This is a genomic window from Streptomyces sp. L-9-10 (assembly GCF_004151105.1).
Taxonomy (GTDB): Bacteria; Actinomycetota; Actinomycetes; order Streptomycetales; family Streptomycetaceae; genus Streptomyces.
In genome coordinates, this window is sequence record NZ_PHRF01000143.1 from 1 (window position 1) to 23,829 (window position 23,829).

A 23,829-nucleotide genomic window follows, 5' to 3' on the forward strand; every position below is an offset into this window, starting at 1 on the left:
CCAGACGATCGCCGGAGCGACCCTGGGCGCGACGACGGCGGCGGCGTTCCTGTTCGTGTGAGTGGAGCGCCTGTGAGTGGGCGGGGTGGGGTGGGGTGGGGTGGGGTGGGGTGGGCTTCGGGTGCGGGTCCACGCCAAGGGGTAACCGGGGTGGGCCGGGGGGTTTGATGCCGGGCGGGGGCCGCCATCACACGCACCGAGCGAGCCCGACTACCCCTCGGTCCGCAGCCGCACCCACCGAGCCCGCGCCGCACCACCCCACACGGCAAGGAACTCCCCGGCTCGCCATGAACTAGCGCACCCCCGAGCGAACCGGGGAGCCTCCCCCGTTTACCGGTTCCACGGTAGCATTTGAATCGGGGAGCGCTCCACGCTTTCTTGGGAAGGGTGGTCATGGGAGTCAGCGAGCGGAAACCGGCGGCGAAATCGGTGCCGTTGCGGCGCGACGCCCAGCGCAATCGGGAGTTGCTGATCGCCTCCGCCCGGGATGTGTTCGCCGAGCAGGGGCTCGACGCGTCGCTGGACGAGATCGCACGTCGCGCCGGCGTCGGCAACGCCACTCTGTACCGGCACTTCCCCGACCGGGCCGCGCTCATCGAGGCCGTCTTCCACGAGTCCCTCGGTGACACCCAGCGCGCCGGTGAGGAGGCGCGGCTGAGTGACGACGCGTGGGCCGGGCTCACGACGTATCTGTCGTCGATCTTCGCGGGGCTGGCCGCCGACCGCGGGGCCAACGACCTGATGACCACCGGCGTTCGGGGCGTGCCCTCGCTCGAAGCCCTCCATGCCGAGAACCGTGAGACCGTCGGCCTCCTCCTCGCGCGCGCCCAGCGGCAGGGCACGATGCGACGCGACATCACCACCGAGGACCTGCTCTTCAGCCTGGCCGCGCTCGGCCGCGCCGTGCCCGCCCTGACCACCACGGCCCCGGACGCCTGGCGCCGCTATCTCGCCCTCCTCCTCGACGGCCTGCGCGCGACTCCCGCCCCACCCGCCGTACCGCTTCCCGCACCACCCCTCACCCTCGATGAACTCGGCAGTGTCCTGCACGACTTGGGTCCGCACCGCGCCCGCTAGCCCGTGTCTTGAATCCGCATCAGGACGGGACAGTCGAGGCCGGGCTGTCGGCCGCGTACTGCGCCGCCTGGATCCGGTACAGGCCGCGGAACACCTTCGGGCCCTCGACCTCGTCCGACAGCAGTTCCGTGAAGGTGCCGCTCTCCACGACCCGTCCCTTGTCCAGGACATGGATCAGGTCGGCCGCCCGGACCGAGCCGAGCCGGTGCGTGATCAGGATGATCGTCTGGCCGGAGTCCGCCAGGCTGCGGATCTGCTCGAAGAGCTGCTGCTCGGCCTTGGCGTCGAGCGCCGAGGTCGGCTCGTCGACGATGAGGATCTGGCCGGCGCGGTAGTGCGCGCGGCCGAGGCCGATCCGCTGCCACTGCCCGCCGGACAGCTGGTGCCCGCCCTTGTACCCCCGGGCCAGCAGCGTCTTCCAGCCGCGCGGCAGCTCGGCGATCAGCTCCTCGGCGCCCGCGTACCGTACGGCCTCGTCCAGCCGCTCCCGGCTCAACGGCACGTCGGGCCGTCCGATGCTGACGTTCACCGTGGCGGTGAAGGGCCACCGGTAGAAGTCCTGGCCCACCACCGCGACCCGCGAGACGAGTTCCCGCCGGTCCGCCTCCGCCGCGTCGACCCCGTCCCACAGGATGCGGCCGGAGTCCGGCTGGTAGAGCCCGCACAACAGCTTGACCAGCGTGGACTTGCCGCTGCCGTTCTCCCCCACCAGCGCGACGATCCGGCCTGCGGGGATGGTCAGGCTGGCGCCGTCGAGCGCGCGTTTGTTGTCCTTGCCCCGGTAGGTGAAGACGACGTCCTCGAAGGTGATCCGCTCCGGCTTTTCGGGCAGCGGAAGCCCGCCGACCGGTATCGCGCGCTCGACGGCCTCCTCGCACAGCCGGTGCAGATCCCCGACGAACAGGCTCTCCTCGTGCAGGGAGTTCACCTGGAGCACCAGGTTCTCCAGGCTGGAGGAGCCGGTACGGATGGCGAGTACGGCGGTGCCGCCGACGGAGAGCGCCATCGCGCCGGTCCACAGCAGCCCGCCGAGCGTGGCGTACGCGGCGCCCGCCGCCAGCCCGGTCCATCCGGCGGCGATCAGCCCCGTACGGGCTTCGAGCCGGGCGAGCCTGCGCTGTTCCGCCTCCTGCGACAGTGACATCTCGCGGAAGTGATGCAGCAGGAACGGTCCGACGTTGTGCACCCGGATCTCCGGCGCCGCGTCGGTGGAGATCAGCAGACGCCTGATCAGGCTCCCGGCCCGTGAGTGCTGTACCCACGCCTGGAACGAGATGTACCGGCGCCGCGCCATCGTCAGGGCCGCCCAGGCGCTGGGCAGCGTCATCGCGATGAGCAGCGGAAGCAGCAGGGGATGCAGGACGGCGAGGACACCGGCCGCGGCGATCAGCGACATCAGCGCGTTGAGTACGTTCTGGCAGTACTGCATCATCCGCCGGGCCGAACTGGCGCCGTACTGGGCGCTGTCGAGGAGCTTGTGGAATTCGTCGTCCTCGACCGCCTCCAGCTCGACGTTGGCGGTATGTGACAAGTACCGCTCGGTGGCGACCCGTTCGACCTTCGGCTCCAGCTGCCCCGTACCGGCCGTGGACAGGGCCCGCAGCACCGCGCCCGCCAACGCCGTCCCACCGGCGACGGCGAGCGCCGGGCCGGCGTGGGTGAGCCGCTCGGCGGTGGTGCCGTCGCCCAGGAGATGCCCGAGGACGCGGTTCACGGCGATCAGCCCGACCGCCTGGCTGACCCCCCGGCCGATCTCCGCGCAGGTCACCAGGCGCAGCGCGGTCCTGTCGGCCTCCCATGCCAGGCGGGCCGTCGTACCGATCAGCCCCGGCAGCCGCCTGACCATGGACCGTAAGCCGAGCTGGAGGAAGACGTCGTCGTGCTTGTTCCAGCCCATGTCGTACCGCAGCGGCCCGCCGAACAGCGTCTCCTCGGACTCGGACGACTCCACCCGCTCCTCGGTCTCCGCGCCCGCCGTGCCGGCCGTGCTCGCGGTGCCCGCCGTCTTGCCGGTGGTCTTGCTGGTGGTCTTGCTGGTGGTCTTGCCAGTGATCTCACTGGTGATACGGGGTCTCCGTCGCAATGCCATGGCTGTTCGATGCCCAGGCCGAAGGGCGGTCACGGCAGCGAACCCGACGTGAACGGGGCACACCCGGCGCACACCCGCACCTCGCGCGCCGTACTCACCCGGAGGGAGCGGGGGTTTCGTCAATCCTCGGTGATCTCGCCCCGCACCACGACCACCGGGCACTTCGCGTGCTGCGTGACATGCAGGCTGACCGAGCCGAGCAGGGCCGCCTTGAAGCCGCTGTACCCGCGGTCTCCGACGACCAGGAGGGAGGCGCCCTCCGAGCTGTCCAGCAGGACCTGCGCGGCGGGACCGCTGACGACGCGGCGTTCGATCACGGCCGCGACATCCGCCTCCAGCGTCCTGTCCAGCGCCTCGTCCAGGATCTGCCAGGCCAGCTGCTCCGGTTCGAACTCCGGCGGCGTTCCCGGCAGCATGCCCGCCCAGCCGGTGGCCGGATACTCCCAGCCGATCACCGCGCCCACCTCGTCACCGGTCAGCTTCGCCTGCCGTACGGCCCAGCGCAGCGCCTTCAGTGAGGGCTCCGAGCCGTCGACGCCGACCACGATGGTGCCGCTCATGGCGTTCCTCCTGCTGATTGATTTTTCGCTGTTGTCCTGCTTTTCCCTGTGGGGCAAACCTACTTAAGGTTCGCGAGGAGGCGCTCGAAGGGCACCACGTCGTCCATGTCGTCCACGTCGTCCACCTCGCGCGCCTCGCCGCCCCCGGCCGCCTCGCCCCTGTCGCCGCCCTCGCCCACGTCTCCGTTCGTCGCGGGTGTCAACCCCCGCAGCAGCCCGGCGAACTCGCCACCGGCCCGGTCGATCCGGGCCGGCAGCCCGCCCGCGTACGCGTCGGCGCCCGCGCCCCAGTCGTCGGTCGCCGCGAAGACGGCCGTCGGGAGGGTGAGCGCGTGCAGGTACGAGAAGAGCGGACGCATCGCGTGCTCCACCATGAGCGAGTGGCGCGCGGTGCCGCCGGTCGCGGCGAGCAGTACGGGCGTCCCGGCGAGCGCGTCCGGCTCGATCAGGTCGAAGAACGACTTGAACAGTCCGCTGTACGAGCCGGCGAAGACCGGGCTCACGACAATGAGCCCGTCCGCCCCGGTAACCGCCTTGAGCGCCGCGCTCAGCGCGGGCGCCGGGAAGCCGGTGACCAGGTGGTTCGCGATCTCGACGGCGAGATCGCGCAGTTCGACGACCTCGATCTCGGCCTTCCGGTCCCGGTCGGCCAGTTCACGGCTGGTCGCCTCCGCCAGCCGGTCGGCCAGCAGCCTGGTCGAGGACGGCTTGCCCAGCCCCGCCGATACGGCGACGAGCCGCAGCAACGGCCCGGTACCGCTCGTACGCGTGATGCCGCTCGTACGCTCCATCGTCAGACCTCCTTCTCCACCGACGTGACGGCGGCCGGGTGGACAGGACCGTCCGGGACCCCGGCCGGCCGCACAGCCGCGAACTCCTTGCGCAGGACGGGTACGACCTCCTCGCCCAGCAGGTCCAGCTGTTCGAGCACGGTCTTCAGCGGCAGTCCCGCGTGGTCCATCAGGAACAGCTGGCGCTGGTAGTCGCCGAAGGAGTCACGGAACGCCAGCGTCTTCTCGATGACCTCCTGCGGGCTGCCCACGACCAGCGGCGTCTGCTCCGTGAAGTCCTCCAGGGAGGGGCCGTGCCCGTAGACCGGCGCGTTGTCGAAGTACGGACGGAATTCCCGTACCGCGTCCTGCGAGTTCTTCCGGATGAACGCCTGGCCGCCCAGACCGACGATGGCCTGTTCCGGGGTGCCGTGCCCGTAGTGCGCGTACCGCTTCCGGTAGAGACGGATCAGCTTCTGGAAGTGCTCCTTGGGCCAGAAGATGTTGTTCGCGAAGAATCCGTCTCCGTAGTAGGCGGCCTGCTCGGCGATCTCGGGGGAGCGGATAGAGCCGTGCCAGACGAACGGCGGGGTGCCGTCCAGCGGCCGGGGCGTCGAGGTGAAGCCCTGGAGCGGCGTACGGAACTTGCCTTCCCAGTCGACGACGTCCTCGCGCCACAGCTTGTGGAGCAGGGCGTACTTCTCGATGGCGAGCGGGATGCCCTGGCGGATGTCCTCACCGAACCACGGATAGACCGGCCCGGTGTTGCCGCGCCCCATCATCAGATCGACGCGCCCGTCGGCCAGGTGCTGGAGCATCGCGAAGTCCTCCGCGATCTTCACCGGGTCGTTGGTGGTGATCAGCGTGGTGGACGTCGAGAGGATGAGCCGCTCGGTGGTGGCCGCGATGTAGCCGAGCATGGTGGTGGGCGACGAGGGGACGAAGGGCGGGTTGTGGTGCTCGCCAGTGGCGAAGACGTCCAGCCCTACCTCCTCGGCCTTCCGCGCGATGGCGACCATCGCCTTGATCCGCTCGTGCTCGGTCGGGGTACGTCCGGTGGTCGGGTCGGACGTGACATCGCCGACGGAGAAGATTCCGAACTGCATCGCGCTCACCTCTCGCTCTCTCGAAGCCGGTAGTCGTATTAGTTGAAGCTTCAACCGAAGTCTACAACGGCACACCCCCGACCTCTATTCCGCCCCCGCACAGCCGTGTGCCGCGCGCCGGAAGACGTCTCCGCGGGCGCGCGGCACACTCTGGACAGGTTCGGCTACCTGGAGTCACACCTCGGAGGGAGGGAACCCCGGTGGGAGGGCACCCCAACGGAAGGGGCCTCAGCGGAAGGGGGCCTCAGCGGTACGGGAAGAGGGAGGGCGGCTGCGGCCGGGCGTTCTTCGGCTGCGGCGCGGGGATCCGGCCGCAGAACTCGGCCTCCACGACGTTCGTGTACAGCGACGGGTCCGGGAGCCAGTCGCCGTTGATGTTGAACGTCAGCTGGTGCGTACCGCCCTCCGCGCTGACCACCGCGGACAGCGAGCCGTTGGTGCGGCCCGTTTTGCCGATCACCGTGACGCCGCAGGTGAGGGTGACGGATTCGACGCCGAGGCCGTACAGGTAGCCGTCGCTCGCCGGTACCGCGTCGAGCATGTCCCTCAGCTGGGCGGCGGGCAGCAGGTCGCCTCGCATCAGGGCGCGGTGGAAGCGGTTGATGTCGCCGAGGGTCGAGATCAGATCGCCGGACGCGCCCAGCCAGGACATGTTCTGCTCGGTGGCGTCATGGATCTCGGCGCCGGGGGACTCGTCGTGGAAACGGGAGTAGCCGACCGGGTGCGGGGCCGGCATGTGGGGCGTGGCGCCGGGGAACGAGGTCTCGCGGAGTTTCAGCGGCTCGATGATGCGGCGCGTGGTCTCCTGGGCGTACGAACGGCCCGTGGCCTTCTCGATGACCATTCCGGCGAGGACGTAGTTGGTGTTCGAGTACCACGGCTCCTCGCCCGGTCCGTACTTCGGCGGGTACGTCATCGCGAGGGACACCAGCTCCTCGGGCCGGTGGTTGTCGTACCGGTGGTCAAAGAAGTCGGCGCCGGAGGAGTTGGCGGCGAATTCGGGGTCGTCGGTGTGGTTGAAGAGGCCGCTGGTGTGGTTGAGCAGTTGCCGCAGGGTGATCCGGCTGCCGTCGTTGCCGTTGCCCCGCACCAGCCCCGGCAGCCACTTCTCCACCGTGTCGTCGAGGCTCAGCCTGCCCTCCGCCTCCAGCTGGAGGAGGACGGTGGCGATGAACGTCTTGGTGATGCTCGCCACCCGGAAGTGGTCGCCGGCCGAGCGTTTCCGTCCCGTGCCGGTGTCCGCGAGGCCCGCCGAACCGAACCATCTCCCGTCGCCGTCGCGGACTTCGGCACTCGCGCCGGGCAGGCCGCCCGCTTCCACCAGCTGCCGCAGCGCGGCCTGTGTCGCCGCATGAGCCCGCTCCTGCGCGGCGGACGCGGCGGACGCGGAGAGCGGCGCGAGGGGCGCGGCGGACGGCGCAAGGGGCGCGGCAGGCGGAGCCGCGTACGCGGGGGTGAGGGTGGCGGCCCCCAGCGAGGCGGTTATCGCCAGGGCGAGTAAGGCGGTACGTGCGGCTCGGTGATGCGTCATCGGTGCTGCCTCCCGGAAGTGGCTCACGGGGCAGGTCGTGCCCCGGTGAGGGGAGTGACGTCACCTCGGACACCGAGGTTGACGCGTCAGACCGAATTGACATGTTTTGAGGAGAGTCGGCAGTGATCGCGGCCGACGGGTCGCCCCGTGCTGTCCCCCACGGCGCGACCCGTCGTTGCCTGCCGTCCCCCTACTCTGGGCTGGAGAGAGGGGGCGACGGTGGGTGAAGATGACAGTGGCCGCGATCTGGAGCGGTGGAAGGAGCGCGGGGTAGCCCTGCGCGTCTTCATCTACGTCTTCGCCACGCACGCCCTGGCCGGGTTCATCTGGCTGCTTTTCTACGTCGGCGATCACGCCCCGAAATGAGCCCGCTCAGCCGCTGAAGGCCGTGGCTCCCGTGGTTCCTGTCGCTCCTGGCCGTGGCCGTATCCGCGCCCGTGGCCCTGTCCCTGTCCGTGCCCGTGTCCCTGTCCGTGCCGGCGACATGTGCGCCTGGGGCGGTGGAGTCGGCGGAGTCTGTTCGGGTCGCGTTCGGGGGCTGCCAGAGGGAGCGGCCGAAGCTGTAGGTGGCGATGCGGTTCCTGTGCTGCCCGTTCACCAGGTGGATCACCATCACGCCCACGACGATCAGGCCCAGGATCACGACCACGCTGATCCAGTTGTTCATGAGGCCCCGGCCTCCTCTCTGTCACTCTCCCTCTCGATCAGCGCACTCGCGGACAGCACACTGTCCGGACCGACGGCCCGCGCCATCAAGCGGGCCGCCATGGCCGGCGACGTCTCCGGCGGGATCACCAGCAGATCCCAGCGCCCCGTGGAATAGGAGCGCAGGATCAGCTTGTGCGGATCCTGCTCCGCGAACCAGCCCACGTGGAGCATGCGGTCGGGCAGTTGGACCTTGCGCGGTACAGCCGCCCAATGAGTGGGATTCACCAGGACGTTCGTGATCCGGCCCCACGGCAGGTCCATGGCGACCGCCAGCGCGGGAAGTTCCCGCGCGAGATCACGGGACCGGGGCCACCAGACCCCGTCGAACGCCCCCGCGCCGTGAGCGCCCGGGGCCAGAGTCAGCCGCGCGGGCTGTGCGCGGTCTCCCGGTTGTGCCGGGAGCTCTGCTGTCCCCGAGGTGTTGAGATCAATGGTCGTCTTCATGACGTGGACCCGCCTCCGGGTGCGTTGCCGTCTGCCCGGTGTCGTGGATCTCCGGGAACGGCACCGTCTTGGGAACGGGTGCGCGGAATGCCCTCGGCACCTCAAGCGTACTCCGGCGGGGGTGCGGGGCGCCCGTGCAACAGAGGGGGCGCCCGGGGCGGAGCGCCTTGCGACCAGGTATTCCCGTGGTGGTCCTCCCCCTGCGACGATGGACACCGACGTACCGGCCGGGGGGAGTGCATGTGGCAGAGGTGTTCATTCGGCGCCTGAGCCGGTGGCAGGCCGAACAGCAGCGGGAAGCCGTCGCCGATGTGTATGTCGAGGCGTACCGCCGTGTCCACGGCGAGGAGTCGCCCGACCGGCAGGCGTTCCTGGAGACCTTCGCCGAGGATGTGCAGCGGCCCGGGTTCGACATGGTCGTGGCCAGTGGGGGCAACAAGCCGGCGGCGTACGCGTACGGCTTCGTCCTGGACCGGGCCGGGGAGTGGTGGCGCGCGCTGAGCGGCGAGGTGCCGTGGGACTGGGACATCGAGGAACTGACCGTGTCGGGACAGGTCTTCGCCCTCGCCGGGCTGATGGTCCTGCCCGCGCACCGGCGGGACGGGGTGGCCACGCGGCTGGTCGAGCAGCTGCTGATCCGGACGGACGCGGCGCTGGTGGCCGCGCGGGTCGACCCGGCGAACGAGGCCGCCGTGGGGGCGCTCCGGTCCTGGGGCTGGACGAAGGTCGGCGCGGTCGCGCCGCCGGTCGCCTCGTCGGACGGGGCCCTGGGCGGGGGCGCGGACGGAGTCGTGCGCGGCGCCTTGGACGGGGCCCTGGACGGGGCGGCGCCGGCCGTACCGTTCACCGCCGTACCCGTCGTCGGTTCCGGTACGGCCACGGACATCTGGAGCCGCATGCTCACCTCGTGACGGGGCCGACGCGACAGGGCCGACGCGACGGAGCCGACGCGACGGAGCCGACGCGACCATGCCGACGTGACCGGGCCGGATTGTCCATGCCCGAGCCGAATTGTCATCGAGGTTTAACGCGGGACACATTCTGGACACAGCCGGGCTTTCTAGCCTCACGCCATGCCCCGCCACATGTCCCGCCACCGATTCCCGCGGAAAGCCCGCGGTTCCCTATGGAGCCGCCGGGCCGCGTACCCCGTGCTCGCGGCCGCGGCCGTTGTCGTACTCCTGACCGTCTGGGTGGCCATGGACCTCCCGCCGCTGTCCAACGGCGGCTCGAACGCCACGACGCGGTCCGGTGATCCGGGCTGGTCGGCGACGCCCGGCGCCCCGGCCGCTCCGTCTCCTTCCGCCTCGCCTCCCTCCTCCTCGTCTCCCCCCACCGCTTCACCCTCCGCCGATCCTGATCAGGCGCTCTCCGAGCGGCTCGCCCCGATCCTGAAGGCCACGACGGCCTCTCTCTCCGTGGCGGTCCTCGACGTGGAGGACGGGGACGGCGCGGACTACGGCGTACGGTCCGGGACGAAGACGTACGACACGGCCAGCATCGTGAAGGTCGACATCCTGGCGGCCCTGCTGCTGAAGGCGCAGGACCAGGGCCGGGTGCTCACCACACAGGAGAAGTCGTACGCGACCTCGATGATCCAGGTGAGCGACAACGCCTCGGCCGACGCCCTGTGGCAGGCGATCGGCGGCGCGGACGGTCTGGACGCGGCGAACGAGCGGCTCGGTCTGACCTCGACGACCGGCGGCAGCGGGCCCCTGTGGGGGCTGACGCAGTCGACGGCGGCGGACCAGATCGCTCTTCTCTCCGCCGTGTTCGGCATCGGCTCCGGTTCCCCGCTGGGCTCGGGCTCACGGACGTACATCCAGGGCCTGATGGGCGGGATATCGGCGGGCCAGGACTGGGGGGTGTCGGCCGCCGGGGTGGCGACGGGGCTGAAGAACGGCTGGCTGGCGCGGAGCGCGACCGGGCTGTGGGACATCAACAGCATCGGCCGGATCGTGGCGGACGGGCACGGCTATCTGGTGGCGGTGCTGTCGAGCGGCAGCGTCAGCAAGGAGGCCGGGATCTCGCTGGTGGAGAGGGCGGCGAAGACGGCGGTGGCGGTATCGGCCGCCGAGGACGCCAGGGACGCCACCGGGGACGCCGGGGACGATGGGACCACCGGGGACGCCACGTAGCGGGCGTCAGGGCCAACTTGCACGCCCACGGGAAGTCATTAGGTTAGGCTCGCCTAAGTCTTTGCCTTTGCCGGGTCTGTCGTCGTGCTCGACAGTTCAGTCCGATCTGGGGGGACCATGCCGTCAGCGAACGACGACAACGGGGCCGCGCTCTCCGTCTACGCCGCGTACGTCACCCACGTCATATACGGGTTCGAACCCGTCGGGCGGATGAAACCGTATCCCGTGATGAGCGATCCCGGGCGGCTCCCGCATGTGACGACCGTGCGCCCGCTCGGCGCCGCCTGACGGCGTATCGGCATCCTGGAGCCGGCGCATTCCCGTACGCAGCAAGCTGGTTGGCATGTGCCCCGACCATTTCCGCCCCGCACGACCGCCCCGCACCACCATCCCCCACCCCCCATCCCGAGGTAGAGCAGGCCGTGCCCGTCCAGTTATCCCCCTCCGCCGCCGGTGAACCGCGTACCCCCGAGGACACACTTCCGCGCGATGTCCTGATCGACCGGGTACGCGCGGGCGACTTGATCGTTTTCTCTTACGCGGACTCCTACGGATGGGAGTTCGCCGTGCACTCCTTCCTCGGCCATCCCGTCGCCGGGCGCCCTCCGCTCTGAGCACTCCGACTCTGTGCACTCCGACTCTGTCTTTCTTTCCCACACTCCGGAGCCGTGTCATGACCGTGCCCCCCATCACCCTGCCCACGAGCGGGCGGCCCGCCACCACCGCCGACGGCACCGCCACCGCCACCGCCGATGGCATCCTGCGGCGTCAGCGCGCCAGGGAGTCCTCGGCCCGCACCTACGCCCGTTCGTTCCCGATCGTCCCGGCCCGCGCCAAGGGCATGACGATCGAGGGGACGGACGGCCGCCGTTATCTCGACTGCCTGTCCGGCGCGGGGACCCTCGCGCTCGGCCACAACCATCCCGTCGTCCTGGAGGCCATCCAGCGCACGGTGGAGAGCGGGGCGCCGCTGCACGTCCTCGACCTGGCGACCCCGGAGAAGGACGACTTCACCGACGCGCTCTTCGCCACCCTGCCGAAAGCCTTCGCGGACCGCGCCAGGATCCACTTCTGCGGGCCCGCCGGTACGGACGCCGTCGAGGCGGCGCTGAAGCTGATGCAGACCGCGACCGGCCGGCGCGGGGTGCTCGCGTTCACCGGCGCGTACCACGGCATGACCGCGGGCGCGCTGTCGGCGACCGGCAGTGTCGCGGTCAGGGAGCGGGTCGCGGGCGGCGGGGCCGAGGTGACCCGGCTGCCGTATCCGTACCCGTACCGCTGCCCGTTCGGGGTCGGCGGCGAGCGCGGCGCCGAACTGGCCGCCACGTTCACGGAACGGCTGCTGGACGATCCGTCCGGCGGTGTCGTACCGCCCGCCGCCATGATCGTCGAAGCGGTGCAGGGCGAGGGCGGCGCGGTGCCGGCGCCGGACGGCTGGCTGCGGGAGATGCGACGGATCACCGGCGAGCGGCGGATCCCGCTGATCGTGGACGAGGTGCAGACGGGGGTCGGGCGTACGGGCGCGTTCTGGGCGGTCGAGCACAGCGGGATCGTCCCGGACGCGATGGTCATGTCGAAGGCGATCGGCGGGAGTCTGCCGCTGGCCGTCATCGTGTACGACCAGGACTACGACGGCTGGCTGCCTGGCGCACATACCGGGACGTTCCGTGGCAACACCCTGGCCATGGCCACGGGTGCGGCGACACTGCGCCATGTGGCCGTCGAGGGGCTGACCGAGCGCGCGGCGGTCGTCGGTGCCCGGATGACCGCGCGGCTGGAGGGGCTGCGCTCCGAACTGCCGGTGATCGGTGACGTCCGGGGCCGTGGGCTGATGATCGGGGTCGAGATCGTCGACCCGGAGGGGGAGTTGGACTCGTGCGGCGCCCATCCGGTCGCCCCGGAGACGGCGGAGCGGGTGCGTGCGGCCTGCCTGGAGCGCGGGCTGATCGTGGAACTGGGCGGGCGCCACGGCTCCACCGTCCGGCTTCTCCCGCCGCTCGTCATCACGGACGAGCAGACGGAAGCGGTCCTGGAGCGGCTGGCGGACGCGATCGCCGAAGTGTCGGGGCGGCGACGGGAACAGCAGCGGGGACAGCGCTGATGAGGACGGAAACGGAAAGCGGAACGGGAACAGCGATGGGGATGGAGACGGCGATGGAAGCGGGAACGGGAGCGGGAACGGGAGCGGTGACGGACGCCGGGGCGCGGGCGGTCGCGGTTGTCGTGCCGGAGGCAGCCACGGGCCTGGTGGCTCAGGCGTCACCGGAACCGGCCCTGGATCCGGCACCGGCACCGGCACCGTCCCGCGATCCGGCACCGGCACCGGCACCGTCCCGCGATCCGGAACCGGCCCCGGCACCGTCCCGCGATCCAGAACCGGCCCTGGATCCGGCCCCCGATCTCGCCCCCCGGCCGGGCAGCGCCCACCTCACCGCGCTGTCCGGCGGGACCGGCGGCGCCGACGCGCTGGCGCCGCTCGTGGACACGGTCATGGACGCCCTCGCCCGGGGCGCCCGGCGGCGCGGCGGGCCCATCGCGCCCGGCCGGCCGGGGGAGGTCGCTGCCACCGTCAGCGAGGTGTTCGGCGGTCCTGCCACCATCACCGGCGCCGAGGCGCTCGACCGGCTCACCGAACTCCTCGCACACGGCAGCGCCGACCCGGCGGACGCCTCCTGCGCCGCCCATCTGCACTGCCCGCCCCTCGCCGTCGCCGTAGCCGCCGACCTCGCGGTCTCGGCCCTCAACCCGTCCCAGGACTCCTGGGACCAGGCGCCCGCCGCCACCGCTCTGGAGACCCTGCTGCTCCAGGAGTTGGCCGGGCTGGTCGGGTACGAGCCCGAGCAGGCCGCCGGGGTGCTCACCTCCGGTGGTACGGAGTCCAATCTGATGGGTCTGATGCTGGCCAGGGACCGGGTCCTCGGCGCGGCGTCGGGCCGGCAGATCGAGCTGACGGGGGTGCCGGGCGCCGGAACGGACCACGCGCCCCGTCCCCGTATCCTCGCGTCCGCCGCCGCGCACTTCTCCGTACAGCGCGCCGCCGCGCTGCTCGGGCTCGGTGAGGACGCGGTGCTGCCCGTCCCGGTCGACCATCACCTGCGCATGGATACGGAGGCGTTGGCGGACGTACTGGACGGCTGCGCCGGGCGCGGAGAGCTGCCGGTAGCGGTCGTCGCCACCGCCGGTACCACCGACACCGGCGCCGTCGACCCGCTGCGCGCCTGCGCGGCGCTCGCCGCCGAGCACGGTGCCTGGCTGCACGTGGACGCCGCGTACGGGGGCGGCGCCCTGCTCTCCGACCGGCTCGCGCCGCTCCTGGACGGTCTCGGCCTCGCCGACTCCGTCTCGCTCGACTGGCACAAGCTGGGCTGGCAGCCGGCCGCTGCGGGCGTCTTCCTGGTACGGCGGTCGGAGACGTACGCCTCGCTCGCGCGCCGGGCCGTCTACCTCAACCCGGCCGACGACGAGGAGGCCGGTTACCCGAGCCTGCTCGGGCTCTCCCTGCGTACGACACGCCGCGCCGACGCCTTCAAGATCGCGGTCACCCTCCGGACGCTGGGCAGGGAGGGGCTGGGACGGCTCGTCGACGCGTGCCGCGATCTGGCCGTCGCGGGAGCGCGGGCGGTCGCGGACCATCCACGGCTGGAACTGCACTCCGAACCGGTCCTGACCGCCTTTCTGTTCCGCTATCTGCCGGAGCGCCCGTCAGATGCGGCAGACGCTCCGGCGGATACGGCGGAGGCTCGGCGGGAGTACGACGCGCGCTGCGACGGGGTCAACGCCGCCCTGCGGCGCAGGCTCCTGCGCGAGGGAAGCGCCGTCGTCGGCCGTACCGAACTCCCCGGCGAGGGGCCCGGACGCGTACGTCTCAAGCTCACCCTGCTCAACCCGCACACCACCGCCGCCGAGGTGGAGCGGCTGCTGCACACCGTCGTGGCGGCGGGGCGCACGGAGGAGGCGGCGCGATGACCGTAAGGACGGCCGCCGCATCCCACACCCGCACCCGCACCCGCACGGCCCACTGTCCGACGTGCGTGGACGGGTTCGACAGACTCGTCGGCGACGTCCACACCCCGTACCGGTCCGTTTGTATCGACCTTCCCAACCCCCTCGCGGAGGCTCAGCGGTGACGACCGAACCCATGCACGCGGACGCAGCGGACGCATACGAGCACGACCCCGGACACAGCACTGAGCACGACCCGGAACACAGCCCCGAACACGGCCCCGAGTACGAGATATATGACCTGGTCGGCATCGGCATCGGGCCGTTCAATCTCTCGCTCGCCGCTCTCGCGGACGGCGCTCCGGGCCTCCGTACGCTCTTCCTCGACGCGAAGCCCGCCTTCTCCTGGCACCCGGGGCTGCTGATGGAGGGAACGGTTCTCCAAGTACCCTTCCTCGCCGACCTGGTGACCATGGCGGATCCGACCAGCCCCTGGTCGTACCTCAACTACCTGCGGGAACACGACCGGATGTTCCCGTTCTTCTTCTCCGAGCGCTTCCACATACCGCGCCGCGAGTACGACCACTACTGCCGCTGGGTCGCCGAACACCTGCCGTCCTGCCGCTTCGACGCGCGCGTCACGGAGCTGGAGTGGGACGAGCGCCACGAGGTGTTCGCCGTCACCCACCGCGCGGCCGACGGCGCGGTCTCGCGCGTAAGGGCCCGGCAGATCGTGCTGGGCGTCGGTACGAACCCGGTCGTCCCCGAGCCGCTGCGCCCGTTGCTCACGCCCGCGCACGCGGGGCGCGTGCTGCACAGCGCCGACTACCGGACCCACCGGGCGCGGCTGGCCGGACTCGATGATGTCACGGTCGTCGGGGCGGGCCAGTCCGGCGCCGAGGTCGCCCTCGATCTCCTGCGCCACCAGGACGGTTCCGGCGCGGGCGGCCCGTACGTCCGCTGGCTGGCACGGACCCCCGCCTTCGCGCCGATGGAGTACTCCAAGATCGGACTTGAGCACTTCACGCCCGACTACATCCGGTACTTCCGCGCCCTGCCCGAGGAGCGGCGCGAGGAACTGGTGCGCGAGCAGTGGCAGTTGTACAAGGGCGTCAGCGAGGAGACCCTCGCCGAGATCCACGACGAGCTGTACGAGCGGACCATCGGCGGTACGGAGCCGCGCGCGGCTCTGCACCCGGGCGTCGTGCTCGTCGCGGCGGAGCCCGAGCGCACCGGCGCCGGCACCGGCGCCGGCACCAGCGACGGCGACGGCTATCTGCTGACCTGCCGCCACACGGAGCAGGACGCGCTGTTCGAGGTGCGTACGTCGGCGATCGTGGCGGCCACGGGATACGCGGCGACGCGCCCGGCCTTCCTGGACACCATGGCGAAGCTGGTGGACTGGGACGAGCAGGGCCGCTACCGGATCGACGGGGACTACCGGGTCGCGCTCGACGCGAGCGTGTCCGGCGCGCTGTACGTGCAGAACGCGGAGCTGCACACGCACGGCGTCGGGGCCCCCGACCTCACGCTCGGCGCGTGGCGGGCGGCGACGATACTCAACGCGGTCGCGGGGAGGCCCGTGCTGCGGGTGCCGGAGCGCGCGGCGTGGACGACGTTCGGGGCGCCCGGGGCGCCGGTGCCGGAGGCCGGGGTTCCGGTCGTGTGGCCATGATGGCGGTGACGTCCGGAAAGCTGCTGGTCGGCCGCCATGGACCGCGTCGCCTCGTTCGGCCGACAGCGGTCGCTGGTGGTCATCAGTCGCGATGTCATGACAGTGCGACCCGCGCTCAGGACCCGATGCGAGGCGGCGTTTCCGGTTCCCGACCCTCCTCGGGGAAATCGAGCCCGCGTCGGACCCGGGTTGTGACACGGAGCGGCGCCACCGCAGGTGAGACAGGAGGAGGAGACAATATGCACCAAAAGTGATGGAACTGATCGGAGTGGGTAGATGGCGCGTCCCTGGCTGAACGTGCTGGCACAGGTGGTGCCTGTTCCTCTCGGGTTACTGCTCAGCGGTGCTCTGGTCTGGGGTGCCACCAACGCCGACTGGACTGGGACCAGCAGCAACAGCGGCAACACCTGGACCGCCAGCTCGGCGGGGCTGGCCAACGACAGCAAGGCGCCCATGTTCGACATCGACAAGATGCGACCCGGCGACACAGGCTCCAACTGCATCGAGATCAAGTCGAACGCCGACGTCCCCACCGCGCTCAAGATGTACACCAGCTCACAGAACTGGCCCAACAACTACCAATCCTTCGTCGACCTCAAAATCGATGTGGGCAGCGGCGGCACCTTCGGGGACTGCGACGGCTTCACCCGGCACAGGACCGCGTTCGACGGCACCCTGGACGAGCTCGTCGCCCTGCACACCGACTTCCGCACCGGCCTGGGTCCCTGGCCCCTGTCCGGCAAGCCGCCCAGCTCGCTGAGCTTCCGCTTCTCGTGGAAGTTCAGCCCGAGCGCGCCCAACAGCGCGCAGGCCGGGAACACCAACGAAGTGATCTTCACCTGGGAAGCACGGGAACACACGTGACCCGTCCACGTGACCTGGCCGCCGACGCGCTCCTCCGGTCCACCGCCGAGGGCGCCCCGCACCCGATCCGCGTGATCACCTCGGTCATCTCACGTACCGTGCTCGGCTCGATGATCGGGCTGCTGGTGTGGGCGCACTTCCCCGTGCTGGCGCTGGGCTGGACGGCGGGCGTGGTGCAGTCCGGCTCCATGCGTCCCGCCCTTGCGCCGGGCGACGTCGTTCTCTACCAGCCACCGCAGCGCGACCGCACACCGGCGGTGGGCCAGATCGTGCTGGCCCAGGACCCCACCCGGCCCAGCCGTCTGCTCACCCATCGGGTCCACCAGGTGCTTCCCAACGGGGATCTGATCACCAAAGGTGACGCCAACTCCACACCGGACTCCACCCCGGTCCGGCCCACGGCGCTCCAGGGCGTAGCACGATTGCGCGTGCCCGGGATCGGGCTGCCGGTCCAGCTCTGGCGCGCCGAGCGGCCCGTGCCCGCGACGATGATGATGCTCGGACTCGCCATTCTGCTCGCGCTCGCCGCGCTGCCGCTGCACAGCCGCAGCCACAGCCACAGCCACAGCCGATACACATAGCCGATACGCCCAGCCCGGGTGGCTAGGACGCGGCGGCGGCGAAGCTCTTCTCCATCGCGTCCAGCACCCGGCCCGCGCCGGTGTAACCGATGCCGAGCATCCACAGGTTGTCGTCGACCTTGAAGGCCGTGCCCTTCTTCACCGCGTCCAGGTTCTTCCAGAGCGGACCGCCGACGGTGTCGGTCTCCTTGGCCTTCTTCGCGTCGCCGTAGGTGGAGTAGAAGATGACGTCGGCGTTGGCCTTGTCGATCTGCTCGGGGCTGACGTCGGCCGAGAAGCCGGTGGTGTCCTGGTTGGCGGGGCGGCCGACCTGGAGGTCCTTGAAGAGGGAGCCGACGAAGGTGTCGTTCAGGTAGAGCCGGGTGTCCGCGCCCTCCACGAACCGTACGAAGCCGACCTTCGTCCGCTTCGCCTTCGCGGCGCCGCCGAGGGCGTCGGTCAGCCGCTTGACGTGCGCGTCGTAGTCGGCGACGACCTTCTTCGCCTCGTTCTTCCTGCCCAGGGCGTCCGCGTGCAGGTCGAAGTTCTTGCGCCAGGTCGGCCCGGTGGTGTCGGAGAAGACGGTGGGCGCGATCGCCGAGAGGGACTCGTAGTTCTTCTCGTCGCGGACCTTGCTGCTCAGGATCAGGTCCGGCTTGAGCGCGGCGATGGCTTCGAGGTTCGGTTCGGCGATCAGGCCGACGGGCTGGATGCCCTTGAGCTTGTCCTCGGGGAGGTACGTGGAGAAGGGGGCCTTGTCGACGACGGTGGTGGCGCCCACGGGCGTAATACCGAGCGTGACGGCCGAGTCGAGCGCGTCCGTGTCCAGTACGACGACCCGCTTCGGCGCGTCGCCGACCTTCACCTCGCCCATGACCGTCGTGACGGTGTGCGTGCCGGCACCGCCGTCAGCGGCCTCGCCGCCCTTGTCCGCGGCCTTGTCGCCGCCGCCGCATCCGGCGAGCGTGACGGCGAGCGCGGTGGCCGCGGCGGCCCCGGTGATACGGCGACGGGTGAACGTACTGGACACGGTGGGGCCCCCTGACGACAGGCCGGACTCTTCCGGACCTGAATAAGGCGAACCTAACCTTTGTTCCCTCCGGGCAACAACTCACCCGTCCGCTCAAGGTGCGACGCGTCAAGAAAAGAGCGACCGTACAGAGAGGGCGACCGTACGGAGAGACGGAGAGGAAGAATCATGGGCACCGCGGCATCTGTCTCTCCCGTCCACCGCGACCCCGCCCTGCTCGGGCAGACCGTTGTCGTCATCGGCGGGAGCGCGGGCATCGGGCTCGCGACGGCCATGCACGCCCGCTCCGAAGGTGCCGACGTGATTCTGACCGGCCGGGACCCCGAGCGGCTACGGCGCGCGGCGACGGATGCCGACGCGCTCAGCACCGCGGCGTTCGACGCGAACGACCCGGCGCAGCTGAAGCGGTTCTTCCAGGAACTGCCGGAGTGGATCGACCATGTGATGGTCACGGCCGGACATCCGGCCTACGGGCGGCTCCTCGACATGGACCGGGATCAGGCCCGCCGGGCGGCGAGCGACCACATGCTGCTGCCGCTCGACGTCGCACGCCTCGCCGTCGGAAGGGTGCGGCCCGGTGGCTCGCTGCTGCACATGGGCGGCACCGGCGCGCGCCGGATTCGTCCCGGCCTCGGGTTCGCGCCCGCGGTCACCGCCGCGCTGCCTGTGCTCACGGCGAGCCTCGCACTGGAGCTGGCGCCGATCCGCGTCAATCTCATCGCGGCCGGGTTCGTCGACACCCCGTTGTCCGCGGGGCTCCTGGGCGAGGGACTCGACGCCCGCCGCGAGGAGTTGCGGGACACCCTCCCGATCGGCCGCGTGGTCGGGCCGGCCGATGTCGCGGCGCTCGCCGTCCATATCATGACCAATACGGCACTTACGGGCGCGACGTACGACATCGATGGTGGGCAGCAGTTCGTTGGCTGAGACTGGCGGGGAGCAGAAGCCCCAACCCTGTCTCCCGATGCCAGTGAGGTGGAGCCCTCTATGACCACAGCCCGGGACTTGATGATCACCGCTATGGACGTGGCGCCCGATCCCCCGGCGGCGGGTGAACTGTCGCTCGCGCTGGCGGGAGCCGAGCTGATCGACCTCCTGGCGGCCGAGGCCATCCGGCTGGACGGCGACCGGATCGTGCCCGGCCACCGGCCGGCCATCGCCGATCGCCTGCTGGACCAGGCCGCGGAATCGCTCGCACGGGAAGCGCCGTACGAGACGGTCGCCGACTGGCTGTGGCGCAGGGGGCTGGGCCTGGCCCCCGCCTATCTGTCGGCCCTGGAGACGGACGGACAGCTCACGCGCCGGCGTCGCGGACTGCTGCCTTTCCGGACCGGCCGGACGGCGCTGGTCGATTCGCCCGATCGCCGCCTGGCGGGGGACCGCTGGGCGTCGAAGGAGCCGGTCCTCGTCGCCCTTGCGACGGCCGTGGGGATCCGCGACGGGGAAACGGACGAGGCACCGGACACCGCCGCACCGGACACCGAGGCACCGGACACCGAGGCACCGGACACCGCCGACGACGCGGTCGAGACGGTACTCGTCGCGGTCAATGAGGCGTTGCTGGAGCTGGAGGCCGTACGGCAGCGGCGGTCCATCGAGCAGGACGCTTTCGACAACGTCTGGCGGGGCTACTGACGGGGCGGCACACGGTGGCGGGGACGGCGGGAGAACTCTCCGGTCGTCCCCGCCCGGGTGTCCCGATGACCGATCACCACTTGTAGTCGAGGAACTTGCCGTCGAACGTGACGACGACCCGGTCCCCGTCGGGGTCGGGACGGCGGGCGATGTCGACGCGGAAGTTGATCGCGCTCATGATGCCGTCGCCGAACTCCTCGTGGATCAGCTCCTTGAGCGCGGGGCCGTACACCGAGAGGGCCTCGACGAAGCGGTAGATGGTGGGGTCGGCCATCAACGCCTGGTCGGTGCCGCGGTACGGCTGGGTCTGGAGGCTCTCGGCGACCGGTTCGGCCAGCCCAAGCAACTGGCAGACCTGCACGGCCTGTTCCCGCGTCATCGGGTGCTGACCCAGCAGGGCGGCGGTCGTCCATACGAGCGGCGCGCCCAGTTCGTCGGCGATGTCGGACCAGGACAGTCCACGTCGGATCCGGGCGGCGGCCACCAGATCCGCGGCGTCCGACTTGCTCATGATCGGCGTCATTCCGGCTCCTCAGACAGGGGGACGCGGTCCGTTCCGGTGTTCTCTTCAGAGTACGGAGGCGAGCGCGGGCGCCACCACCGGAACACGGCCCGTCCGGACAGGCCCCCGAAGTGACCGATCCCCGAACGCTCACAGCTCGCCCGACACCGCCTCGCCCGATCAGGTGATGGATCTCCACGGGTCAGCGTGCCTGGTGAGACCGGCCGCCTTTCCCGGCTCAGGGTTGGCCGTCGACCAGCGACCGGAAGGACCCACGCACATGGTTTTCGTTCGCGTGCACGCGATGAAGGGCTATCTGAGTGCCGCGCAGAAGGAGGAGCTCGGCGCGAAACTCATCCAGGCCGTGGCTGACGTCGAGGATCTGGTCAACAACCAGACGCACAAGGAGACGTCTTGGGTGCAGTTCTTCGAGTTCGAGCCCGAGAACTGGTACGCGCCGGGCAATGTCGCCGGTGCCGATCCCAACTCCCGAGTCCAGCTCGACATCGTCGCGCCTCAGAAACTGCTCCCCACGCCCGAAGACGCCCGTGCCATGCTGATCAAGACCGCCGAAGCCGTGCGATCGGTGTTCGGTTCCGCTCCGCTGCCGGCGCACGGGCCGTGGGCGCACATCTACACCATCCCGAACGATCAGTGGGGACTGGACGGCCGGGTTCCCGACTGGGACGGCTTCCGGGCCCTCTTGCGTACGGGCAGCCCGGAAAAGGCCGATGAGGCACTGGCCCAGATTTACGGACCCGGACGTCACGCGGCAACGACGTGGCGCGCCTCGTAGCTCAAGGGCCTCCGGGAAAGCTCTTTCGTCCCGGCGGTCCGTTGCGGCGGTTCGTTGCGGCGGTTCGTTGCGGCGGTTCGTTGCGGACCGCAGGTCGGTGGGTGGTCCACGCGGGAGTGGAGTGGGGCGGCCGGGCACCGGTTCGGCGGCTGACCCTCGTGGACAGGTTGGGGCTCATGCCCCGCTGGTGGGGGGATCGCTTTCGACTACCGGCCAGAACCGAGAGGTAATCGGGGTGACCCGGTGCGCTCGATGACGGGTGGGGGCCACCCTGACTACCCCTCGGTTCTGACATGCCGCCGACCACCAGGAACACGCCCCACCAAGTGCGCCTGCGGCGCACGGATCGTGACCCGCACCGGGTCGGGACAGCAGTAGCAGGTGTACGTGTACCCCTCCTCCGCATCCAGCGGCACCGGCGGAACAGCGGCACCGTCCACCGTCGGCATTACGGCGCACAACACCCACACCCCCAGCACGACCGCACTCATCGCGATCGACACAACACCCCACAACGCCGGATCCGTTACGGGTTCCATCGACCGGCCACCTCGTTCCTGGCCTCGGACAACGTGAACCAGACGGTCTTGTGGCTGGGCGAGGATCCCCCGTAGACGGTCGACCCCCACGCGAGAGCCAGGTTCTCCACGAGGACGAGGCCACGGCCCGAATCCTGTTCGGCTCCCGCGCGGACCGCGCCCGGCGCGGTGCGTGCGGCGGGTGTGGGCAGCGCCCACGGTTTGTCGTCCGCGACGGAGACGGTGACCTGTTTGCGGTTGACCGTCACACGGACGCGAATCAGGGGCGTACGGGTGTGCCGGTGCGCGTTGGTGACCACCTCGGTCACACAGAGGCGCGCATCGTCGACGAGGTTGCGGTGCCGACTGAGCCCGAGGAGCGACGTGACGAAGTCACGCGCGATCCTCGGCGCGGTCGCTGTGCTGGGCAGGGCCAGCCGGTAGGTCTCGGCGCCTTGGGGCGGCGGGGGTACGGGGGTTGCGGTGGCGGTCACAGTGGTCATGTCGTCATCTCCCAACGCGGAACGTGGCAGCGCTGCTTGGGCGACAGCCCGTGTCCTTGGCCGCTCGCGCCCGCTCAACGGGCATGCAAGTGACTGCACTTCGGGCCAGATGGCACGCTGCGTCGCATCATGGACCGTAGGGCGCAACATAGGTACGGCGCAACAGTGGGACGGTTGTCGCACTCATATGGGTGGACCCATGGCACTGTGGGACGGCACACTCGTTGTGACCAGAGAGGGAGAGGTTCATGCCGCCAAGGGCTTACCCGACCGCCCGACAGAAGCGACTGGGCGCTGAGTTGAGAAAGCTGCGGGAGCGAGCCGGCATGTCCGGGAGCACGGTTGCAGCTTTCCTGGGCGGCGAACGAGCCCAGGTCAGCCACCTGGAGTCGGGGCGGTACGGAGTGAGCGCGGAGCGAGTCCGCCGAATCGCCACCCACTGCTCGGCTACGGACAAGCACCTCGTCGACGCACTCGCAAGCATGGCGGAGGAGCGCGGAAAAGGGTGGTGGGAGGATTACCGAGGAATTCTTCCGCCAGGCTTCCTGGACCAGTCGGAGCTGGAACACCATGCGACCTACATGCGTGCCGTTCAAATGCTCTACGTGCCAGGAATTTTCCAGACGGCCGAATACGCTCGCGAGCTGATCGCAAGCGGTGTGACCAGCTTTCAGTCCTCCGAGGTCAATGCACGCGTAGAGCATCGCATGAGGCGTCGCGAGATCTTCGATCGCCCGAACCCGCCGAAGTTCGAGGCGCTCATCCACGAGGCAGCACTTCGCATGAGGTACTGCTCCGCCGAAGTCATGCGGGCCCAGATGGATTTCCTGCATGAGGTTTCGCTCTGGCCGAGCGTGACGATCCGCGTCATCCCCTTCGATGCACGGATCACTTGCTCGGTCCACTCGATGCTCTACGCGGGCGCCGTGATACCGCAACTGGACACCGTTCAGATTGACAGCGCGTTCGACGCCCACTATCTGGACGCCGAGGCTCAACTCGTCAAGTACCGGGCGCTTATCGAGGCAGTCGAGGCGATCTCACTCAGCGCCGCCGAGTCGAGCAAATTCATCCAACGCATCGCACAAGAAATGTGAGTGAGCGGCATGACCAACCACATTGAATGGCAGAAATCCTCCTTCTCAGGAGGTGACAACAATCCGAACTGCGTCGAACTGGCCAGCGTCGACGGGCGGATCAAGATGCGCGAAAGCGAAACCCCCGACACCGTCGTCACGACAAGCCCTGAGAAACTGCGCGCCTTCCTCCTTGGCGTCAAGGCCGGAGAGTTCGATCACCTGATCTGACGAACGTCCGCACCCCGACGCCCCTCACCTCTCGCCGGTGAGGGGCGTCTGACATATATGGGCGCAACTCTGGG

Annotated in this window: 25 protein-coding genes; 16 read left to right on the forward strand and 9 right to left on the reverse strand. The window is 70.1% G+C overall.

The genetic code is table 11. The features are described from left to right. Positions 1–393 precede the first annotated feature (393 nt). The gene (locus tag CU044_RS30210) at positions 394–1,077 is read left to right on the forward strand and encodes a TetR/AcrR family transcriptional regulator (RefSeq protein ID WP_129771926.1); all 684 of its coding nucleotides are present in this window, start codon (positions 394–396) and stop codon (positions 1,075–1,077) included. A 19-nt stretch (positions 1,078–1,096) separates the two neighbouring features. Here the strand turns inward: CU044_RS30210 and CU044_RS30215 are convergent, their stop codons facing one another. From CU044_RS30215 to CU044_RS30235, 5 genes are all read right to left on the reverse strand, one after another. Next, positions 1,097–2,974: an ABC transporter ATP-binding protein gene (locus CU044_RS30215; RefSeq protein WP_129771950.1), complete on the reverse strand. Its 1,878-nt coding sequence runs from the start codon at positions 2,972–2,974 to the stop codon at positions 1,097–1,099. Between the two features lie 311 nt (positions 2,975–3,285). After that, entirely contained in the window at positions 3,286–3,726 is a 441-nt protein-coding gene (locus CU044_RS30220) for a universal stress protein (protein WP_129771927.1), read from the reverse strand. Positions 3,727–3,785: 59 nt separating this feature from the next. Then, on the reverse strand, positions 3,786–4,517 hold the full coding sequence (locus tag CU044_RS30225) for an FMN reductase (protein ID WP_129771928.1): 732 nt from the start codon (positions 4,515–4,517) through the stop codon (positions 3,786–3,788). A gap of 2 nt (positions 4,518–4,519) precedes the next feature. Continuing rightward, entirely contained in the window at positions 4,520–5,602 is a 1,083-nt protein-coding gene (locus CU044_RS30230) for an LLM class flavin-dependent oxidoreductase (protein ID WP_129771929.1), read from the reverse strand. 244 nt (positions 5,603–5,846) lie between these two features. Next, on the reverse strand, positions 5,847–7,133 hold the full coding sequence (locus tag CU044_RS30235; RefSeq protein ID WP_129771930.1) for a serine hydrolase domain-containing protein: 1,287 nt from the start codon (positions 7,131–7,133) through the stop codon (positions 5,847–5,849). 219 nt (positions 7,134–7,352) lie between these two features. On the opposite strand from CU044_RS30235, the gene CU044_RS38845 reads away from it, so the two are divergent. Further along, positions 7,353–7,499 (forward strand): DUF6126 family protein, encoded by a 147-nt coding sequence (locus CU044_RS38845; RefSeq protein WP_165372004.1) that lies wholly within the window; start codon positions 7,353–7,355, stop codon positions 7,497–7,499. A 297-nt stretch (positions 7,500–7,796) separates the two neighbouring features. Here the strand turns inward: CU044_RS38845 and CU044_RS30240 are convergent, their stop codons facing one another. Then, positions 7,797–8,285 carry a DUF5994 family protein gene (locus CU044_RS30240; RefSeq protein WP_129771931.1) on the reverse strand — a complete coding sequence of 163 codons (489 nt, stop codon included), beginning with the start codon at positions 8,283–8,285 and terminating at the stop codon, positions 7,797–7,799. A gap of 242 nt (positions 8,286–8,527) precedes the next feature. Here CU044_RS30240 and CU044_RS30245 point away from each other — a divergent pair, with 242 nt between their 5' ends. The 9 genes from CU044_RS30245 to CU044_RS30280 all read left to right on the forward strand — a co-directional run bounded on the left by CU044_RS30245 (position 8,528) and on the right by CU044_RS30280 (position 17,485). Beyond that, a complete protein-coding gene (locus CU044_RS30245; protein ID WP_165372005.1) occupies positions 8,528–9,196 on the forward strand; it encodes a GNAT family N-acetyltransferase in 669 nt (222 codons plus the stop codon). Between the two features lie 162 nt (positions 9,197–9,358). Next, positions 9,359–10,423 (forward strand): serine hydrolase, encoded by a 1,065-nt coding sequence (locus tag CU044_RS30250; RefSeq protein ID WP_240045941.1) that lies wholly within the window; start codon positions 9,359–9,361, stop codon positions 10,421–10,423. Between the two features lie 117 nt (positions 10,424–10,540). Further along, the gene (locus CU044_RS38850) at positions 10,541–10,711 is read left to right on the forward strand and encodes a hypothetical protein (RefSeq protein WP_165372006.1); all 171 of its coding nucleotides are present in this window, start codon (positions 10,541–10,543) and stop codon (positions 10,709–10,711) included. A gap of 134 nt (positions 10,712–10,845) precedes the next feature. Then, on the forward strand, positions 10,846–11,037 hold the full coding sequence (locus CU044_RS30255) for a hypothetical protein (RefSeq protein ID WP_129771933.1): 192 nt from the start codon (positions 10,846–10,848) through the stop codon (positions 11,035–11,037). 59 nt (positions 11,038–11,096) lie between these two features. Further along, entirely contained in the window at positions 11,097–12,524 is a 1,428-nt protein-coding gene (locus CU044_RS30260) for a diaminobutyrate--2-oxoglutarate transaminase (protein ID WP_129771934.1), read from the forward strand. Between the two features lie 53 nt (positions 12,525–12,577). Continuing rightward, on the forward strand, positions 12,578–14,389 hold the full coding sequence (locus CU044_RS30265; RefSeq protein ID WP_240045942.1) for a pyridoxal-dependent decarboxylase: 1,812 nt from the start codon (positions 12,578–12,580) through the stop codon (positions 14,387–14,389). Positions 14,390–14,546: 157 nt separating this feature from the next. After that, positions 14,547–16,040: a SidA/IucD/PvdA family monooxygenase gene (locus CU044_RS30270; RefSeq protein WP_240045943.1), complete on the forward strand. Its 1,494-nt coding sequence runs from the start codon at positions 14,547–14,549 to the stop codon at positions 16,038–16,040. A gap of 276 nt (positions 16,041–16,316) precedes the next feature. Further along, positions 16,317–16,904 (forward strand): hypothetical protein, encoded by a 588-nt coding sequence (locus CU044_RS30275; protein WP_129771936.1) that lies wholly within the window; start codon positions 16,317–16,319, stop codon positions 16,902–16,904. Further along, complete coding sequence (locus CU044_RS30280; protein WP_129771937.1) at positions 16,901–17,485, forward strand: signal peptidase I; 585 nt, start codon at positions 16,901–16,903, stop codon at positions 17,483–17,485. Before CU044_RS30275 ends, CU044_RS30280 begins: the two co-directional genes overlap by 4 nt. Before the next feature lie 22 nt (positions 17,486–17,507). On the opposite strand, the gene CU044_RS30285 is transcribed toward CU044_RS30280, so the two are convergent. After that, a complete protein-coding gene (locus CU044_RS30285) occupies positions 17,508–18,494 on the reverse strand; it encodes an iron-siderophore ABC transporter substrate-binding protein (RefSeq protein WP_129771938.1) in 987 nt (328 codons plus the stop codon). Between the two features lie 168 nt (positions 18,495–18,662). Between CU044_RS30285 and CU044_RS30290 the strand changes: the two genes are divergently transcribed. Next, on the forward strand, positions 18,663–19,421 hold the full coding sequence (locus tag CU044_RS30290) for an SDR family oxidoreductase (protein ID WP_129771939.1): 759 nt from the start codon (positions 18,663–18,665) through the stop codon (positions 19,419–19,421). 60 nt (positions 19,422–19,481) lie between these two features. Beyond that, positions 19,482–20,129 (forward strand): GPP34 family phosphoprotein, encoded by a 648-nt coding sequence (locus CU044_RS30295; RefSeq protein WP_129771940.1) that lies wholly within the window; start codon positions 19,482–19,484, stop codon positions 20,127–20,129. Between the two features lie 73 nt (positions 20,130–20,202). Here the strand turns inward: CU044_RS30295 and cynS are convergent, their stop codons facing one another. Then, positions 20,203–20,652 carry a cyanase gene (cynS, locus tag CU044_RS30300; protein WP_129771941.1) on the reverse strand — a complete coding sequence of 150 codons (450 nt, stop codon included), beginning with the start codon at positions 20,650–20,652 and terminating at the stop codon, positions 20,203–20,205. 274 nt (positions 20,653–20,926) lie between these two features. On the opposite strand from cynS, the gene CU044_RS30305 reads away from it, so the two are divergent. After that, complete coding sequence (locus tag CU044_RS30305; RefSeq protein WP_129771942.1) at positions 20,927–21,427, forward strand: hypothetical protein; 501 nt, start codon at positions 20,927–20,929, stop codon at positions 21,425–21,427. A 526-nt stretch (positions 21,428–21,953) separates the two neighbouring features. Here the strand turns inward: CU044_RS30305 and CU044_RS30310 are convergent. Beyond that, entirely contained in the window at positions 21,954–22,448 is a 495-nt protein-coding gene (locus tag CU044_RS30310) for an ATP-binding protein (RefSeq protein WP_129771943.1), read from the reverse strand. A gap of 248 nt (positions 22,449–22,696) precedes the next feature. Here CU044_RS30310 and CU044_RS30315 point away from each other — a divergent pair, with 248 nt between their 5' ends. After that, positions 22,697–23,545 carry a helix-turn-helix transcriptional regulator gene (locus CU044_RS30315; RefSeq protein WP_129771944.1) on the forward strand — a complete coding sequence of 283 codons (849 nt, stop codon included), beginning with the start codon at positions 22,697–22,699 and terminating at the stop codon, positions 23,543–23,545. A 9-nt stretch (positions 23,546–23,554) separates the two neighbouring features. Beyond that, on the forward strand, positions 23,555–23,755 hold the full coding sequence (locus tag CU044_RS30320) for a DUF397 domain-containing protein (RefSeq protein ID WP_129771953.1): 201 nt from the start codon (positions 23,555–23,557) through the stop codon (positions 23,753–23,755). Positions 23,756–23,829: the final 74 nt, after the last annotated feature.

Bases quoted from the DNA above. Each gene is read 5' to 3' on its own strand.
- CU044_RS30210 (WP_129771926.1), top strand. From the start codon at position 394: ATGGGAGTCAGCGAGCGGAAACCGGCGGCGAAATCGGTGCCGTTGCGG.
- CU044_RS30215 (WP_129771950.1), bottom strand. From the start codon at position 2,974: ATGGGCTGGAACAAGCACGACGACGTCTTCCTCCAGCTCGGCTTACGG.
- CU044_RS30220 (WP_129771927.1), bottom strand. From the start codon at position 3,726: ATGAGCGGCACCATCGTGGTCGGCGTCGACGGCTCGGAGCCCTCACTG.
- CU044_RS30225 (WP_129771928.1), bottom strand. From the start codon at position 4,517: ATGGAGCGTACGAGCGGCATCACGCGTACGAGCGGTACCGGGCCGTTG.
- CU044_RS30230 (WP_129771929.1), bottom strand. From the start codon at position 5,602: ATGCAGTTCGGAATCTTCTCCGTCGGCGATGTCACGTCCGACCCGACC.
- CU044_RS30235 (WP_129771930.1), bottom strand. From the start codon at position 7,133: ATGACGCATCACCGAGCCGCACGTACCGCCTTACTCGCCCTGGCGATA.
- CU044_RS30240 (WP_129771931.1), bottom strand. From the start codon at position 8,285: ATGAAGACGACCATTGATCTCAACACCTCGGGGACAGCAGAGCTCCCG.
- CU044_RS30250 (WP_240045941.1), top strand. From the start codon at position 9,359: ATGCCCCGCCACATGTCCCGCCACCGATTCCCGCGGAAAGCCCGCGGT.
- CU044_RS38850 (WP_165372006.1), top strand. From the start codon at position 10,541: ATGCCGTCAGCGAACGACGACAACGGGGCCGCGCTCTCCGTCTACGCC.
- CU044_RS30260 (WP_129771934.1), top strand. From the start codon at position 11,097: ATGACCGTGCCCCCCATCACCCTGCCCACGAGCGGGCGGCCCGCCACC.
- CU044_RS30265 (WP_240045942.1), top strand. From the start codon at position 12,578: ATGGAAGCGGGAACGGGAGCGGGAACGGGAGCGGTGACGGACGCCGGG.
- CU044_RS30275 (WP_129771936.1), top strand. From the start codon at position 16,317: ATGGCGCGTCCCTGGCTGAACGTGCTGGCACAGGTGGTGCCTGTTCCT.
- CU044_RS30290 (WP_129771939.1), top strand. From the start codon at position 18,663: ATGGGCACCGCGGCATCTGTCTCTCCCGTCCACCGCGACCCCGCCCTG.
- CU044_RS30295 (WP_129771940.1), top strand. From the start codon at position 19,482: ATGACCACAGCCCGGGACTTGATGATCACCGCTATGGACGTGGCGCCC.
- cynS (WP_129771941.1), bottom strand. From the start codon at position 20,652: ATGACGCCGATCATGAGCAAGTCGGACGCCGCGGATCTGGTGGCCGCC.
- CU044_RS30310 (WP_129771943.1), bottom strand. From the start codon at position 22,448: ATGACCACTGTGACCGCCACCGCAACCCCCGTACCCCCGCCGCCCCAA.
- CU044_RS30315 (WP_129771944.1), top strand. From the start codon at position 22,697: ATGCCGCCAAGGGCTTACCCGACCGCCCGACAGAAGCGACTGGGCGCT.
- CU044_RS30320 (WP_129771953.1), top strand. From the start codon at position 23,555: ATGACCAACCACATTGAATGGCAGAAATCCTCCTTCTCAGGAGGTGAC.